This is a genomic window from Tahibacter sp. (genome assembly GCF_035481375.1).
Taxonomy (GTDB): Bacteria; Pseudomonadota; Gammaproteobacteria; order Xanthomonadales; family Rhodanobacteraceae; genus Tahibacter.
The window spans coordinates 37,895-54,286 of sequence record NZ_DATIGT010000071.1 but is presented as its reverse complement, the minus strand read 5'-3'; the positions used below and the strand labels follow the sequence as shown (position 1 = coordinate 54,286).

Annotated in this window: 8 protein-coding genes; 5 read left to right on the top strand and 3 right to left on the bottom strand. The window is 68.3% G+C overall.

Translation table 11 applies throughout. The annotated features are described in order from the left end of the window. The coding region (locus tag VLF18_RS04215) for a methylmalonyl-CoA mutase family protein (RefSeq protein ID WP_325278370.1) at positions 1-2,738 on the bottom strand (2,738 nt) is incomplete at its 3' end. A 172-nt stretch (positions 2,739-2,910) separates the two neighbouring features. On the opposite strand from VLF18_RS04215, the gene VLF18_RS04210 reads away from it, so the two are divergent. The 5 genes from VLF18_RS04210 to VLF18_RS04190 all read left to right on the top strand — a co-directional run bounded on the left by VLF18_RS04210 (position 2,911) and on the right by VLF18_RS04190 (position 8,884). Continuing rightward, positions 2,911-3,516, top strand: a complete 606-nt coding sequence (locus tag VLF18_RS04210; RefSeq protein ID WP_325278369.1) for a hypothetical protein — start codon at positions 2,911-2,913, stop codon at positions 3,514-3,516. Positions 3,517-3,964: 448 nt separating this feature from the next. Continuing rightward, a complete protein-coding gene (locus tag VLF18_RS04205; protein WP_325278368.1) occupies positions 3,965-5,068 on the top strand; it encodes a Glu/Leu/Phe/Val dehydrogenase dimerization domain-containing protein in 1,104 nt (367 codons plus the stop codon). A 115-nt stretch (positions 5,069-5,183) separates the two neighbouring features. Continuing rightward, on the top strand, positions 5,184-5,888 hold the full coding sequence (locus VLF18_RS04200; RefSeq protein ID WP_325278367.1) for a carbonic anhydrase family protein: 705 nt from the start codon (positions 5,184-5,186) through the stop codon (positions 5,886-5,888). A 136-nt stretch (positions 5,889-6,024) separates the two neighbouring features. After that, positions 6,025-7,182: an isovaleryl-CoA dehydrogenase gene (locus VLF18_RS04195; RefSeq protein ID WP_325278366.1), complete on the top strand. Its 1,158-nt coding sequence runs from the start codon at positions 6,025-6,027 to the stop codon at positions 7,180-7,182. A 175-nt stretch (positions 7,183-7,357) separates the two neighbouring features. Further along, on the top strand, positions 7,358-8,884 hold the full coding sequence (locus VLF18_RS04190; RefSeq protein WP_325278365.1) for a DUF3369 domain-containing protein: 1,527 nt from the start codon (positions 7,358-7,360) through the stop codon (positions 8,882-8,884). Between the two features lie 65 nt (positions 8,885-8,949). Here VLF18_RS04190 and VLF18_RS04185 read toward each other — a convergent pair whose 3' ends face one another. Next, positions 8,950-12,399 carry a two-component regulator propeller domain-containing protein gene (locus tag VLF18_RS04185; RefSeq protein WP_325278364.1) on the bottom strand — a complete coding sequence of 1,150 codons (3,450 nt, stop codon included), beginning with the start codon at positions 12,397-12,399 and terminating at the stop codon, positions 8,950-8,952. Further along, positions 12,386-16,165 (bottom strand): two-component regulator propeller domain-containing protein, encoded by a 3,780-nt coding sequence (locus VLF18_RS04180; RefSeq protein ID WP_325278363.1) that lies wholly within the window; start codon positions 16,163-16,165, stop codon positions 12,386-12,388. Before VLF18_RS04180 ends, VLF18_RS04185 begins: the two co-directional genes overlap by 14 nt. Positions 16,166-16,392 lie beyond the last annotated feature (227 nt).

Sequence of the window (16,392 nt, the reverse complement as noted above, 5' to 3'; positions counted from 1 at the left end):
CGGCCGATGACGGTGTACTCCGGGTCCATGCCGTTGCTGAAGAAGAACGACAGGTTGGGCGCGAAGTCGTCGATCTTCATGCCGCGCGCCAGGTAGTACTCGACGATGGTGAAGCCGTTGGACAGCGTGAAGGCGAGCTGGCTGATCGGGTTCGCGCCGGCCTCGGCGATGTGATAGCCCGAGATCGACACCGAGTAGAAATTGCGCACGTTGCGGTCGACGAAATACTGCTGGATGTCGCCCATCATGCGCAGCGCGAACTCGGTCGAGAAGATGCAGGTGTTCTGCGCCTGGTCTTCCTTGAGAATGTCGGCCTGCACGGTGCCGCGCACCGTCGCGAGCGTCTGCGCCTTGATGCGCTCGTAGGTTTCCGCATCGACGACCTGATTGCCGGTGACGCCGAGCAGCCCGAGACCCAGCCCGTCGTTGCCGTCGGGCAGCAGCCCGCCGTACTGCGGACGGCTGCGGCCGGCGTAGAGCGCGTCGATCTTCTCGCGCGCGGCGTCCCAGCGCGCGCCGTCTTCGCGCAGATACTTCTCGACCTGCTGGTCGATCGCGGTGTTCATGAACATCGCGAGGATGATCGGCGCGGGTCCGTTGATCGTCATCGAGACCGACGTCGACGGCGCGCAGAGATCGAAGCCCGAGTAGAGCTTCTTCATGTCGTCGAGCGTCGCGATGTTGACGCCGGAATTGCCGATCTTGCCGTAGATGTCGGGGCGGATCGCCGGGTCTTCGCCGTACAGCGTGACCGAGTCGAACGCGGTCGACAGGCGCGCGGCCGGCAGGCCGACGCTGAGGTAGTGGAAGCGGCGGTTCGTGCGCTCGGGCGTGCCCTCGCCCGCGAACATGCGGATGGGATCCTCGCCGGTGCGGCGATACGGATAGACGCCGCCCGTGTACGGGTAGTAGCCCGGCAGGTTTTCCTTCTGCAGGAACACGAGCAGTTCGCCCCAGCTGCGGTACTTCGGTGCGGCGATCTTCGGGATCTTCTGGTGGCTCAGCGATTCGCGATAGTTCTCCACGCGGATCGTCTTGTCGCGAACCTGGTATTCGTTGACCTCGTCGGTCACCGACTTCAGCCGCGCCGGCCATTCGCGCAGGAGCTTCAGCGCCTCGGAACTCAGCGACTGGATCGCGTCGTTGTAGCGCTGGCGCAGGGTCTTCAGGCTGCGGTCGTCGCCGTCGGTCAGGTGCTCGACCGCGTAGAGGTCGAGCGCCTTCGGCAGCTTCGCGTCGTCGAGATCGCGCAGCGACTGCCAGTACGACTGGGCGCGGTCGGCGACTTCGGCCTGCGCAAGAATCGTCGCGTTGACGCCGCGCCCCTGCTCGGCGATCTCGGCGAGATAGCGCACGCGGTGGCCCGGAATCAGCACCGTCGCGCGCGGTTCTTTCAGCGAGGTGTCGAGTTCCGGCGCGAAATCGCAGCGCGGACTCACGACTCCCGATTCCCGATGCCCGATGCCCATCTTTGCCGCCAGCAGCCGGCAAAGATTCGCAAACATCCAGCTGACGCCCGGATCGTTGAACTGGCTCGCGATCGTCGGATAGACCGGGACATCCTCGTCCTTCATCTGGAACGCGGTGCGGTTGCGCTTCCACTGCTTGCGCACGTCGCGCAGCGCGTCTTCGGCACCGCGCTTGTCGAACTTGTTGAGCACGACGAGCTCGGCGTAGTCGAGCATGTCGATCTTCTCGAGCTGGCTCGGCGCGCCGAAGTCGCTGGTCATCACGTACATCGGGAAATCGACGAGGTCGACGATTTCCGAATCGGACTGGCCTATGCCCGCGGTCTCGACGATGACGAGGTCGTAGCCGAGGCCCTTGAGGAAGGCGATGCAATCCTTGAGCACGACGTTCGTCGCGACGTGCTGCCGGCGCGTGGCCATCGAACGCATGAACACGCGCGGGCTGCGCAGCGCGTTCATGCGGATGCGGTCGCCGAGCAGCGCGCCGCCGGTGCGGCGCCGCGTCGGATCGACCGAGATCACGGCCATGCGCATGTCGGGGAAGCTCGCGAGGAAGCGGTTCAGCAGTTCGTCGGTGACCGACGACTTGCCGGCGCCGCCGGTGCCGGTGATGCCGACGACCGGCGCGCCACGGCCGGCCAGCGCGAAACGCGATTCGCCGGCGGCCCAGTCCCTGCGCAGCTGCGCGAGTTCGCTGTCGCCGTAGTCGCCGTTCTCGATCGCCGTGAGCACGCGGCCGATCGCGATCTCGTCGTCGAGCGCGGGCTGCGCGCCCGAGGGCGTCGCCTGCGCCGCGATGCGCTGGCTGCGGCCCTGCCCGGCGCGGCGCACGACGTCCTCGATCATCGCGACCAGGCCCATGTGCATGCCGTCGTTGGGGTGGTAGATGCGCTCCACGCCATAGGCCTGCAGCTCGGCGATCTCCTCCGGCGTGATCGTGCCGCCGCCGCCGCCGAACACGCGCACGTGACCCGCGCCGCGTTCCTTGAGCATGTCGACCATGTATTTGAAGTATTCGACGTGGCCGCCCTGGTAAGAACTCAGCGCGATCGCATCGGCGTCTTCCTGCAGCGCGGCGCGCACGACGTCTTCGACGGAACGGTTGTGGCCGAGGTGGATGACCTCCGCGCCCTGGGCCTGGATCAGGCGCCGCATGATGTTGATGGCGGCGTCGTGCCCGTCGAACAGGCTCGCGGCGGTGACGAAACGCAGCGGCGCAGCGGGCGCGGCCTGATCCTGCGTGGCTACGAGTTTGGCGGGAATGCTCATCGTCGTTCCGGGCGAAGTGGCGCAGGGGGGAGATTGTAGCCCGCGGCGCCGTCGCGCCGGCCCGGCGGTTGTCCGGACGAATGAAAGCCCGCCGTGTCGCGCTGACGGAGGCGGCACGCGTCGCGGCGACGCACTATGATTGCGCTTTGCCCGTCATTTTCCGGAGTCACGCATGCTGTTTCGCACCGCCCTGCTGCTCGGCCTCGCCGCCGCCGGTACCGCGTCCGCCAAGGACATCCGGCTCAAGAACCCGGGTTTCGAGGAACCGGCCACGGTCCACGACGTCGTCAGCGGCTGGCGCGCGCTGCAGCATTCCGGCGAGGACGCCTACGAGTTCACGACGGTCGGCGACATCCAGGTCAAGGGCAAGCGCAGCTTCCGGCTGACGCGCATCAAGGAACAGCACTACGGCGCGCTCGACCAGGCGGTTCCCGCCGCACCGATCGCGGGCCGCCGGGTCGAGTTCCGCTTCCAGCTGCGTACCGAGAACGTCGGCCCCGACGGTTTCTACCCCTACATCAACCTGACCAGCAGCACCGGCGACGTGCTCGACCAGGTGCTCGGCGAGAAAATCGAAGGCACTGTCGACAAGTGGAAAACCGTCAAAGTGGCGGTGACCGTGCCGCACGACGTGCACAACGTCGTCATCGGCCTGCTGCTCAAGGACGCGGGCACGATCTGGGCCGACGACGTGAGCCTGCGCACGATCGAGGACGAGGCCGGCAAGCCCGCGCCGAAGCCCGAGAAGTCGCGAACGAACAAGATCATGATTCCTTGAGCTGCAACGCAGCATTCGCGTTACGCCCCTTTGCCGTGCCGCTCCTCATCCACACCTGCGCCGAACGCGAGCGCCGCTCGCGTTCGGCGCTCCCTTGACCCAAGGGAACGTCGAAAAACCTCGACGTTTCCACGGCGCAGTCATGCGCCGCTTCCTCGCAGGCGGCTCCGGAAGAACGAAGCGCGCGGTCCGCGTTGAAGCAAACGCTGCTTTTCGGCACGGCGCCGCACGAGTTGTTGCGGTCCTGCCCGACCGTGGCGGCTAGAGCGTTCCACCCACCGGCACTCGCGGCTACACTACGCGCCGCCGACGCCCGCCCCCTCTTGCCGGCGTTTGTGCGTACCCCTTCTCACTCAGCCACTTAGCGCAGGATGTTCGCGAAGTTGGTGCGCCACGTTCAGCGCCTTCCCCGCGCCATCCCGCGTCTCCACACCGGAGTAGTACGTCGATGATCTTTGAAACCCTCGCTCAGACGGGCCACGAGCAGGTCGTTTTCTGCCACAACAAGGACGCGGGCCTGAAGGCCATCATCGCGATCCACAACACGGTCCTCGGTCCGGCGCTCGGCGGTACGCGCATGTGGGCCTACAAGACCGAGCAGGAAGCGCTCAACGACGTGCTGCGTCTGTCGCGCGGCATGACCTACAAGGCCGCGGTGTCGGGCATCAATCTCGGCGGCGGCAAGGCCGTGATCATCGGCGATCCGTCCAAGGACAAGTCCGAAGCGCTGTTCCGCGCGTTCGGCCGCTTCATCAATTCGCTCAACGGCCGCTACATCACGGCCGAAGACGTCGGCATCGACGTCAACGACATGGAATACGTGCTCAAGGAAACTGAATTCGTGACCGGCGTGCACCAGGTCCATGGCGGCTCGGGCGATCCCTCGCCGTTCACCGCGTTCGGCACATTGCAGGGCCTGATGGCCGCGCTGAACGTGAAGTTCGGCAACGAGGACGTCGGCAAGTACAGCTACGCCGTGCAGGGCGTCGGCCACGTCGGCATGGAATTCGTGAAGCTGCTGCGCGAGCAGGGCGCGAAGGTGTGGGTCACCGACATCAACCAGGAAGCCGTGAAGCGCTGCGTCGACGAGTTCGGCTGCGAAGCCGTCGGCCTGGATGAAATCTACGACGTGCCGGCCGACATCTACTCGCCGTGCGCGCTCGGCGGCACGGTCAATGACAAGACGCTGCCGCGCCTGCAGTGCAAGGTGATCTGCGGAGCGGCGAACAATCAGCTCGCCAACGACGCGATCGGCGACGAAGTCGAAGCGCGCGGCATCCTGTATGCGCCCGACTACGCGGTCAACGCCGGCGGACTCATGAACGTGTCGCTGGAAATCGACGGTTACAACCGCGAACGTGCGATGCGGATGATGCGCACGATCTACTACAACCTCGGCAAGATCTTCCAGATCGCCAAGCGCGACGGCATTCCGACCTACAAGGCCGCCGACCGCATGGCCGAGGAACGCATCAACGCGATCGGCCGCATCAAGCTGCCGCACATGGGCAACCAGCAGACCCGCTTCCTGGGTCGCATGCGCGGGCAGTGACGCAAGACGGATATGCCTGAGGACCGGCAGGCCGTCGCCTGCCGGTCTGCGGTCCGCTGCGAACCACAGCCCCGCCCCGATAGACTCCGCGGCGCCCTTCCCTCGGAGTTCGACCATGCGTTCCGCAGTACTCGCGCTGTTGATTGCCGGCCTCGCCGCACCCGCCCTCGCGAACGAGGGCAAGCTCGACTACGACCATCAGGAAAAATGGAGCGCCGCGCTCGATCGCGCGCAGTCTCCGATCGACATCGTCACGGCCAGCGCCACGCCAGCCTCGGGCGACGAACCGCAGGCGCTCGAATTCCGCCTGTCCGACGACGTCGACAAGGTCGAGGACAACGGCCATGCCGTGCAGGTCGACACGCACGCGGCGCAGGCGCAGATCCGCGGGCGTCACTTTTCTCTCGCCCAGTTTCATTTCCACGCGCAGAGCGAGCACACGATCGACGGCAGGCACTATCCGCTCGAGGGCCATTTCGTGTTCAAGGCGCAGGACGGCCGTCTCGCGGTGGTCGGCGTCATGTTCCAGGAAGGCGCGGCGAACGCGGCGGCCCAGACGATCATCGACGATCTGGCCGCGCATGCCGCGACGGCCCGTGACATCGACATCGAAGCGCTGATGCCGAAGAAGCACGAGTACTACCACTACCTCGGCTCGCTGACGACGCCGCCGCTGACGGAAAACGTGGAGTGGTACGTGCTGGCCGCGCCGGTGACGATGTCGAAGGACCAGCTCGGCGCGTTTCTCGCGCGCTATCCGCACAACAACCGCAAGATCCAGCCGCTGAACGGCCGCCCGGTGATCCACTCCGCGGGCTGACGTCGGGCGCGGCGCCGGGGCGACCCTCCGGCGCCGCATCCGCGGGGGGCCGCCAAAAGTATGGACATGCCCATTCCCGGTGTTTCCGGCGCGACGCTAGAATCGAGGCTCTGCGCCCCGACCCGGTGATTTCCGCATGCGTCCTTTCCCCCTCGGTGAAGACCTCGACCTCCTGCGCGAATCGGTGCGCCAGTTCGCCGAAAAGGAGATCGCCCCGCGCGCGGACCTGATCGACCGCGAAAATCTGTTCCCGGCCGATCTCTGGAAGAAATTCGGCGAGATGGGCCTGCTCGGCGTCACCGTGCCGGGCGAATACGGCGGCTCCGAACTCGGCTATCTCGCCCATCTCGTCGCAATGGAAGAGATCTCGCGCGCATCGGGCTCGGTCGGACTCTCCTACGGCGCGCACTCGAACCTCTGCGTGCAGAACCTGTTCCACAACGGCACTGAGGAACAACGCAAGAAGTATATTCCGGGACTCTGCAGCGGCGAACTCGTCGGTGCGCTCGCGATGAGCGAGCCGGGCGCCGGCTCCGACGTCGTCGGCTCGATGAGCTGCCGCGCGGAACTCAAGGGCGACCGCTGGATCGCCAACGGCTCGAAGATGTGGATCACCAACGGCCCCGACGCCGACGTGCTGCTGGTCTACATGCGCACGGCGCCGCGTCCGGCCGGCTCGCGCTGCATGACGGCCTTCATCGTCGAAAAGGGCATGAAGGGATTTTCCACGGCGCAGAAGCTCGACAAGCTCGGCATGCGCGGTTCGAACACCTGCGAACTCGTGTTCGAGGACTGCGAGATTCCGGCCGAGAACGTCGTCGGCCAGCTCAACGAAGGCGTGCGCGTGCTCATGAGCGGTCTGGACACCGAACGTCTCGTGCTGTCGGGCGGACCGATCGGACTCATGCAGGCCGCGCTCGACATCACCCTGCCCTACGTGCGCGAGCGCAAGCAGTTCAACGCGCCGATCGGCACGTTCGGCATCATGCAGGCCAAGGTCGCCGACATGTATACCGCGCTGCAGTCCTCGCGCGCGTTCGCGTACATGGTCGCGCAGGACTTCGACCGCGGCGTCAAATCACGCATCGACCCGGCGTCGTGCCTGCTCAACGCGTCGCAGAACGCCGTGCGCGTGACGCTCGAAGCGATCCAGGCGCTCGGCGGCAACGGCTACATCAACGAATTCCCGACGGGCCGCCTGCTGCGCGACGCGAAGCTCTACGAGATCGGCGCCGGCACGAACGAAATCCGCCGCATGCTGATCGGCCGCGAGCTGTTTCACGGGAAGTCGTGATCCGGCGGGAATCGGGAATCGTAGCAGCGCGATGTCGCGCCTCTTGCTTCTGACGATTCCCGATTCGCGCGTTCACGACCGTGAACGTGGGAATCCGTGAATTTCCGACAACCCGCCCTCGCAAGCTCGGACAACTGGGGTAGACTGCCGGCGACTCACCTGCGGGAGGGGCCGCATGGGTGTGTTGGACGATCGCCTCGAATTCGCCGCCGAGCCGGCGCGCGCGCTGCCGCCGTGGAAAGTGCTGATCGTCGACGACGAACCCGAGGTCCACAACGTCACGCGGCTCGTGCTCGGCAATTTCCGCTTCGCCGAGCGTCCTCTCGAACTCATCAGCGCATTCTCCAGCCGCGAAGCCGAACAATTGCTCGCGCGCCACGACGATGCCGCCGTCGTTCTGCTCGACGTCGTCATGGAGTCCGAACAGGCCGGCCTCGATCTCGTGCGCACGATCCGCGAGCAGATCGGCAACCAGTTCGTCCGCATCGTGCTGCGCACCGGCCAGCCGGGCCAGGCGCCCGAGCATGAAGTCATCGCGGCCTACGACATCAACGATTACAAGGAAAAGACCGAGCTGACCGCGCAGAAGCTCGCGACGACGCTGTACGCCGCGCTGCGCGCGTATCGCGACATGCGCACGATCGAAGCGAACCGGCGCGGTCTCGAACAGGTCATCCGCGCGTCGACCCAGGTGTTCGCGCATCATCAGCCGCATCAGTTCGCCTCGACCGTGCTCGCACAGCTGACCGATCTCGTCGGCGTCGAAGGCGGCGCGCTGTGCTGCCGCATCAGCCGCCCGAACGGCGCGCTCCCCGATCATTTTCACGTCGTCGCGGCGAGCGGCGACTACAGCCGCTACGTCGAACGCAACGCCGACGAGAAACTGCCGGTCCATGTCGTGCAGTCGCTGCGAAACGCCTATCTGCACAGGCAGCACGTATTCGGCGACGACCACTACGTGCTGCACTTCATCGACAGCAATTCGTCCGAGGCGCTGCTCTACGTCGGCGAAGCGCACGCGATCGACGAAGTCGCCCGCCGGCTCATGCAGGTGTTCTGCAGCAACGTCGCGATCGCGTTCGAGAACCTGCATCTGACCCAGGAACTGTTCGAGAGCCAGCTCGACATGGTCTACCTGCTCGCCGGGGCGGCCGAGACACGCTCGCAGGAAACCGCGAACCACGTACGCCGCGTCGGGCTGCTCGCGGCGATGCTCGGACGTCTGCACGGTCTCGACGAAAAGACCTGCGAGCTGCTGAACTACGCCGCGCCGCTGCACGACATCGGCAAGATCGGCATACCCGACGCGATCCTCAACAAGCCCGGCGCGCATACGCCCGAGGAAACCGCGATCATGCGCACGCACACCGAAATCGGCGCGCGCCTGCTCGCGGGATCGCGCCGGCCCGTGCTGCGCCTCGCTGCCGACATCGCGATCAGCCATCACGAAAACTGGGACGGCAGCGGCTATCCGCGCGGCCTGCACGGCGCCGACATTCCGGTCGCCGGCCGCATCACCGCACTGGCCGACGTGTTCGACGCGCTCGGCAGCCGGCGCTGCTACAAGGAACCCTGGCCCGAATCGGAGATCCGCGCGTTCATCGGCGAACACCGCGGCACGAAATTCGATCCGGACCTCACCGACCTGCTGTTCGCGAACTGGGACAGCGTCGTCGCATTGCGGCGCAACCTGCCCGACTGAGCGCGACGCGCTTCTGTCGGGAAACCTCCAGGAGCCGCCGTTGTCGACGATTCTCGACGCCCCCGTCAGGCGTCCTTTGCCGCCGGACGCGGCGCCGGCCAGCGGATCGCGAACCGCGTGCCCCGCCCTTCGACCGACGCGCAGACGATGCGCCCGCCGAGCACCTGCGTGACGAGGTTGTGCACGATATGCAGCCCGAGGCCGCTGCCGCCTTCGCTGCGGCGCGTCGTGAAGAACGGCTCGAACACGCGCGCGCGTTCGCGCTCGTCCATGCCGCGGCCGTCGTCGGCGACGTCTATGCCGAACTCCTCGCCGTCGCGCAGCAGCCGTATCGTCAGCGTGCCGACCTGGCCGGCGACGAAGGCGTGCTGCAGCGCGTTGAGCACGAGGTTGCTGACGATCTGGTAGAGCGCACCCGGCGAGGTGTGCACGAACAGACGTTCCGTCGCATCGATCTGGATGCGGTGCGGCGTGGTCTTCAGCACCGGGCCGAGCATCACGAGCGTATCGCGCACGGACTGTTCCAGATCGAGTTCGCGCCAGGCGTCGCTCGACTGATCGACCGCGGTCTGCTTGAAGCTGCGCACGAGCCGGTCGGCGCGCTGCAGGTTGCGCAGGATGATGTCGCTGCCTTCGCAGGCGGCCTGCTGGAACTCGTCGAGTTCCGACCGGCGCAGCTCGCCCGATGTCAGCCGCGTACGCAATTGCGCCGCCTGCGTCTGCAGATGCGACGCCGCCGTCAGGCAGACGCCGAGCGGCGTGTTGATCTCATGCGCGATGCCGGCGACGAGACCGCCGAGCGAGGCGAGCTTCTCCGCCTCGACGAGCTGGCGCTGCGCGCGGCGCAGTTGGTCGAGCGTCGCCTGCAGTTCGAGGTTGCTGCGGCTCAGGTCCGCGGTGCGCTGCGCGACGCGCGATTCGAGTTCGTCGTTGAGGCGGCGCAGCGCTTCTTCGCTGCGCTGTATCGTCGCCGCGACGTGGCGCGCGTAGCCCAGCCGCTGCTGGCTGCGCCGCAGCACCTGGCCGATCGCGAAGGCCAGCAGCAGAGCGTAGCCCGCATAGGCCCAGCCCGAACGCCACGGTGCCGGCGCGATGGCGACGTCGACGCCGGTCTCGCGCGGTTCGCCGCCGTCGCGCTGCGCCTGTACGCGAAAGCGGTAACTGCCCGCGGGCACGCCCGAGAACGTCACGCTGCGCTGGTCGGGCAAGGTCGGAATCCAGTCCGCATGCAGGCCGTCCAGGCGATAGCGGTAGCGCACGCGATCGGCCGAGCGGTAGTCGAGCGCGGCGAAGCTGAAGCCGAACACGGCGTCGCGATGCCCCAGGCGCACGCGCTCGGAATGCGCGAGCGTGCGCTTGAGCAGCGCGTCGCCGTCGTCGGGCCGCGGACGCACGGGCGCATTGAACAACAGCAGTTCATCGAGCACGAGCGGGCCGATCGGCGGCGGCGACGGCAGTTGCGCCGGCGAGAACACGACGAGACCGTGCGGACCGCCGAGATAGAGCTGCCCGCGCGCGGCGCGGCAGGCATTCCTGATGTAGCCGCGGCGATCCAGTCCGTTGAGCAGGTCGGCGCGGCGCGGCGCCGGCGCTGCCGCCACATCGCGCAGCATCAGGCCGTCGACCGTGCCGAGCCACAGGCGTCCGCGGTCGTCGTCGACGATGCACGTGATGCTGCTCGAGCCGTCGACCGTCTGCCAGGGCTGGACCTCGAAGCGCACGGCGCTGCCGCGGTCGTAGACGATGCGGTCCAGGCCGTTGCTGCCGCCGGCCCAGAGACTGCCGTCGCGACTCGCGTGGACGACGCGCACGACGTCGTTGCGCGGCCCGGCGCCCGGAGGCGCCGTGGCGGAGAAGCGCCGCACCTGCCGGCGGTCGGGCGCGAGACGCGCGACACCGCCGCCGAACAGGCCGAACCAGATCGCGCGATCCGGCGTTTCGGCAATGCCGGTGACGGTCGCGACCGACAGGTCGAACGGGTCGCCGCCCAATGTATACGTCTGAAATGTTTCGCATCCGCCGCAAAGGCTGCCGAGCCCGCCGCCGTCGCTGCCGACCCATAGCGTGTCGTCGGCGTCGACATAGAGGTCGTTGATCAGATCGCCGGGCAATGACGAAGGCTGGCCGGCGCGCCGGCGGTAGTGGCGGAACGCGGTCGCGCCCGGCGCCAGCCGGTCGAGGCCGTGATTGTCGTGGCCGATCCACAGCGAGCCGTCGCGTCCGAATGCGAGCGCCGCGATCGCGTCGCTGGCCAGGCTCGCCTCGTCGCCGGCTTCGTGGCGGTATCGCCGCAGGATGCCGCCGCCGGGCCGAAGATGGACGAGTCCGCCGCCGCCGTAGCCGAGCCACAAGGTACCGTCGGGTGCTGCCGCGACGGCCTGCACCGCGCCCGGCGGAAACGAGATCGGATCGTTCGCGCGACGGCGGTAGACCGAAATCGCCTCGCTCGCCGGATCGTGCATGCCGACGCCGCGCGCGGCGCTGCCGGCCCAGAGCAGGCCGTCGCGATCCTCAAACAGCAGCAGGACGTCGCTCGGCGGGCTGATCGGATCGGAATCGTCGTTCACGACTTCGACGAACCGGTCGTTCGCAGCGTCGTAGCGCGCGATGCCGCTGCTCATGCCGAGCCAGATGTCGCCGCTGCGCGTCTGCAGCAGGATGCGCGCGCCGCCCGAACGCAGCCCCTCGCCCGGCCGATAGCGCGCGCGCACGTTGCCGTCGAGATCGGCGCGCACGAGCGTGCCGTCGAGATTGCCGAGCCAGAGCCGGCGGTCCTGGTCGATCACGGCCCATTCGAGGTTCGGGTCGACTTCGCCGGGCTGCGGTGCGAACAGGGACTTGAGCGCCGTCGAATGGCCGTCCCACAGCAGCAGGCGGTCCTCGACCACGAACGCAAAGCCGGCGTCGTCGGGCAACGTCAGTACGCGATGGACGCGCTGCAGCTCCGGCAAGCGTCCCAGCACCAGGTCGCGCGCCAGACCGCGGCGTGGATCGAATCGCTGCAGGGTCGCACCGAAACAGCCGACCCAGAGTTCGCCGCCGGGCGCGGGCTGCAGGATGCGGATGTAGTCGTTGGCGAGGCCGCTCGCGATGCCGGCACGGAACGTCTGGAAGCGATCACGTTCCTCGTCGTAGCGCGCGAGCCCGCCGCCGGCGGTGCCGATCCACAGCGTGCCGTCCTCGCCGATGGCGAGCGACATGATCACGTTGTCGGGCAGACTGTCCGGATCTTCGGCATCGTGGCGGTAGATGCGAAAGCGCTTGCCGTCGAAGCGGTTGAGGCCGTCGCGCGTGCCGATCCAGAGATAGCCGCTGCGGTCCTGTGCGAGCGCGCTGACGCGGCCGTGCGACAGGCCGTCCTCGACGTCGTAGTTGCGGAAGCGCACGGCCTCGGTTTCCACGCGCGCGGCCGCCGGCGCTGCGAACGGCAATGCACCGGCCGCGATCGCGACGCACGCGATCGCGGCGGCCACGCGTGCGAAGAGGCGGCGGCCGAGGCGCTCAGCCCGCGCCATGCCGCTCGCCGCCGAAACGGATGGCGACCTCGATGCCCTGGCCCGCCGCACTGTCGACGCGGATCGACCCTCCGAGCGACTGGGTGACGAGGTTGTAGACGATATGCATGCCGAGTCCCGATCCGCCCTGCCCGCGCCGCGTCGTGAAGAACGGATCGAAGATGCGCGCGCGCGTCGCTTCGTCCATGCCGACGCCGTCGTCGCGGTAATCGATCGCGACCGCACCCGCGTCGCGCGCCACGGCGACGACGATACGCCCGGGACGTCCGTCGGCGAAGCCGTGAATCAGCGAATTCATGACGAGATTCGTCACGATCTGATACAGCGCGCCCGGCGCGGTCTCGCAGACCACGGGCTGCGCGCAGACCAGCTCGACGCGATGCGGCGTCTTCTTCAGCGTGGGACCGAGTGTCGTCAGGATCTCGCTGACGCAGGCGCCGAGTTCGACCACGCGCCGGTCTTCGGTCGACTGGTCGACGGCGACCTGCTTGAAGCTTTTCACGAGCGCGTCGGCGCGGCGCAGATTGCGCAGGATCATCTCCGCGCTTTCGCAGGCGGTCTGCTGGAAGCGATCGAGATCGCCGCGGCCGAGTCGGTTCTGCTGCAGCAGGCGCGTCAGGCGCGTCGCTTCCTCGGCCAGGTGCGAGGCTGCCGTAATGCCGACGCCGAGCGGCGTGTTGATCTCGTGCGCGATGCCGGCGACGAGGCCGCCGAGCGAGGCGAGTTTTTCCGATTCGAGCAGTTGCCGCTGGGTCAGCGTGAGCCGGTCGAGCGTGTGCTGCAGCTCGACGTTGGCCGCGCGCAGATCGGACGTGCGCCGCTCCACGCGCAGCTCCAGTTCCTCGTTGAGCGCGCGCAGCGCGGCCTCGGCGCGCTTGAGCGCGGTGATGTCCTGGGTGATGCCGCTCATGCGCCGCGCGTGGCCGCGTTCGTCGACGTCGACGACGCGTCCGCGCGTGAGCAGCCAGACCCATTCCTGCTGTCGGTCCGGCGTGCGGTAGCTCGCCTCGAACACCGGCGTCTGCCCGCGCAGGTGCGCCGCAAGCTGCGCCTCGAACGCGTCCAGATCGTCGGGATGCACGAACGGCCGGAAACCCGACAGGGATTGTTCCGCCGCGTCGGCGGTCGCGGCGACGTGCTCCATGCGGTTCTCGCGGTGCATGCGGCCGCTCGGCAGGTCGATGTCCCAGAGTTCGCTGCCGCTGCCGGTCAGCGCGAGCTTCAGGCGTTCCTCGCTGAGCTGGATGCGTTCCTGCACCTGTTCGCGCGCGCGCCGGCTCGCGCGCAGCCGCTGCGCGACGACGAACGCGCCGGCGCCGGCCAGCGCCGCATACAGCACGAACGCCCAGGGCGAGGCCCACGGCGCGGCCGCGACGACGACGGTCACGCCGCCTTCCTGCGCGATCCAGTCCTCGGCATCGCGGCGCACGCGCACGCGCAGCCGATAGTTGCCGGCGGAAAGGTCGGTATAGGTCGCGAACAGGCGGCGGTGGTCGGCTTCGATCCAGCGCGCGTCATGCGGGTCGAGCCGGTACGCGTAGCGCAGCGATTCCGCGCCGGCGAAATACGGCGACACGAATTCGAACGTGACATTGTCGTCGTCGTGGCGCAGCGCGACGTCGCCGCCGCGGACCAGGTTGCGCGCAAGCGGCGAATTCGCGTCGCGCCAGCGCAGCTCCGCCGGCACGTTGTTGAGCAGCAGGCTCGTGACGATCGGCGCCGCGGGCGGCGCGAGACTCACGCTGCGCGGATCGACGAGCGTCAGTCCGTCCAGACCGCCGAAGGCGATGCGTCCGTCGGGCAGCTGCGCCATCGAGCGCGCCCAGTAGCCGCGCGACAGCGCGCCGGCATGGCGCCCGAAATTGACGATGCGTCCGCTGTCGGGATCGATGCGGCTGATGCCGACGGTCGTGCTGACCCAGACCAGGCCGCGCTCGTCCTCGGCGATCTCGCCGATCGCATCGGCGGCCAGTCCTTGCCGCGTGCCGAATGGACGCACCGGAGAGGCCGGGTCGCGCGGATCCTCGAGCAGCGCGAGTCCGCCGCCCTGCATGCCGACCCAGAGCCTCCCGTTGCGGTCTTCGTGCAGCGCCGCGACCGAATCGTTGCCGAGTCCTTGCAGGGCGCCGTCGCGCGGACGCAGCGGCGTGGCGCGGCCGGTCTTGCGATCGAAGCGGCCGAGTCCGGCCGAGCGATAGGCCAGATAGAAATCGCCGCGCCGCGTTTCGAGCACGCCGTTGATCGTATCGCCGGCGATGCTCTGCGCGTCGGCCGGATCGTGCGCGTGATGCCGGAAGGTGTCGCAGCCGCCGCAGAGTTCATCCAGGCCGTGATCGAGCGTGCCGACCCACAGCGTGCCGGCGCGGTCTTCGCTGACGAACACGAGCGCGTCGGCGGCGAGACTGCCGGGATTGTGCGGATCGTGCCGATAGTGCTCGAAGCGCGTCGCGCCCGCGCGCAGCCGATTGAGTCCGCCGCCGACCGTCGCGACCCAGAGACTGCCGTCGCGGCCGCGCGTCAGCGACTGCACGAAATCGTGCGACAGCGAACCCGGATCGGCCGGATCGTGCACGTAGCGCCGCAGCACGCCGCGCTGCGGGTCCAGATGCACGAGGCCGCCGCCGTCGCTGAGGCCGATCCAGAGCGTACCGTCGGCGTCGGCGTGCACGCTGGGCACGGCCCGCGAAGGCAGCGCGCGCGGCTCGCCGGCGACGGCGTCGATCAGCGTGAACGCGCGCGTGCGCGGATCGTGGATGCTGAAGCCGTTGACCCAGGAACCGACGACGAGCAGTCCGCTGCGCTCGCGCAGGATGCCCCAGAGCCGGTTGCCCGCAATCGTGTAGTCGCGCGCCGCATCGTGGCGATAGATGCCGAAGCGCCGGCGCTTCGGGTCGTAGCGCGAAAGGCCGCGGTTCGAACTCGTGAACCACAGCGTGCCGTCGGGATCCGGCAGGATGCCGCGCACGGCGTCGTCCGGCAGACTCTCGCCCGGCGCCGCGCCCGGATCGTGGCGCAGGTGCTGCAGCAGGCGGCCGTCGGCCGACACCTGCACGACGCCGGCATCGAGCGTGCCGATCCAGACCGTCGCGTCGGAGGCTTCGGCCAGGGCGAAGATATCCAGGTGCGCGACTTCCGCCGGCAGCGGCAGCCGCGTGCGGCCGTGCGCGTCGAGGCGCAGCAGGCCGTCGTGCGTGCCGAGCCAGATGCTGCCGTCGCGCGACTGCAGCATCGCGCGCACCATGCGCAGCGCCGGCAATGCGCCGATCGGCACATCGCTGAAACGGCCGCTGCCGCGATCGAGCCACTGCAGGCGCCCGGCGACGCTCGCGACCCAGAGCCGCTGCGCGCGATCGAGCAGCAGCGCCGTGACGTGGTTGGCGGCGAGCGCGTCGCTGCGCGCCGGGTCGGCGCGAACGTTGTCGAAACGATCGAGTTCGGCGTCGTAACGGCCGAGCCCGCCGCCCTGCGTCGCGATCCACAGATCGCCGTCGGCGTCGGGCACGATGTCCCAGACGTGGTTCTGCGCGAGCGAATGCGGATCGGAACGATCGTGGCGATAGATGCGGAAGTTGTGGCCGTCGAAACGGTTGAGGCCGTCCTGCGTGCCGATCCAGATGAAACCGCTGCTGTCCTGCGCGATCGCGCGCGCGGTCGCCTGCGACAGTCCTTCCTCGGTGCTGAAGGTGCGGAAACGCACGTCCTCGATGCCGGGGACGTCGCTCGCCTGCGCCCCGCCGAACGTCCCCGCGACCAGCAACGCATACACGACCGGCCGGAACAATCCGGGCAGTCGCGACCGCCTGCATGCTCGCCCCCTGTCGCGCATGGCCCGAGGCTAGCTGCGCATACGCAGCCGCACAACCGCGCGTTTTCGCGAAGGCCGCACGGCCGTTCCGACAGAATGGCGGCCGCTTCCGCCAGCACGGGAAAAAACGCGCGGGAACCCCCTATGGACAGCCACCGGTTCAATTGCCGCAGCGCAACAGACCGGCG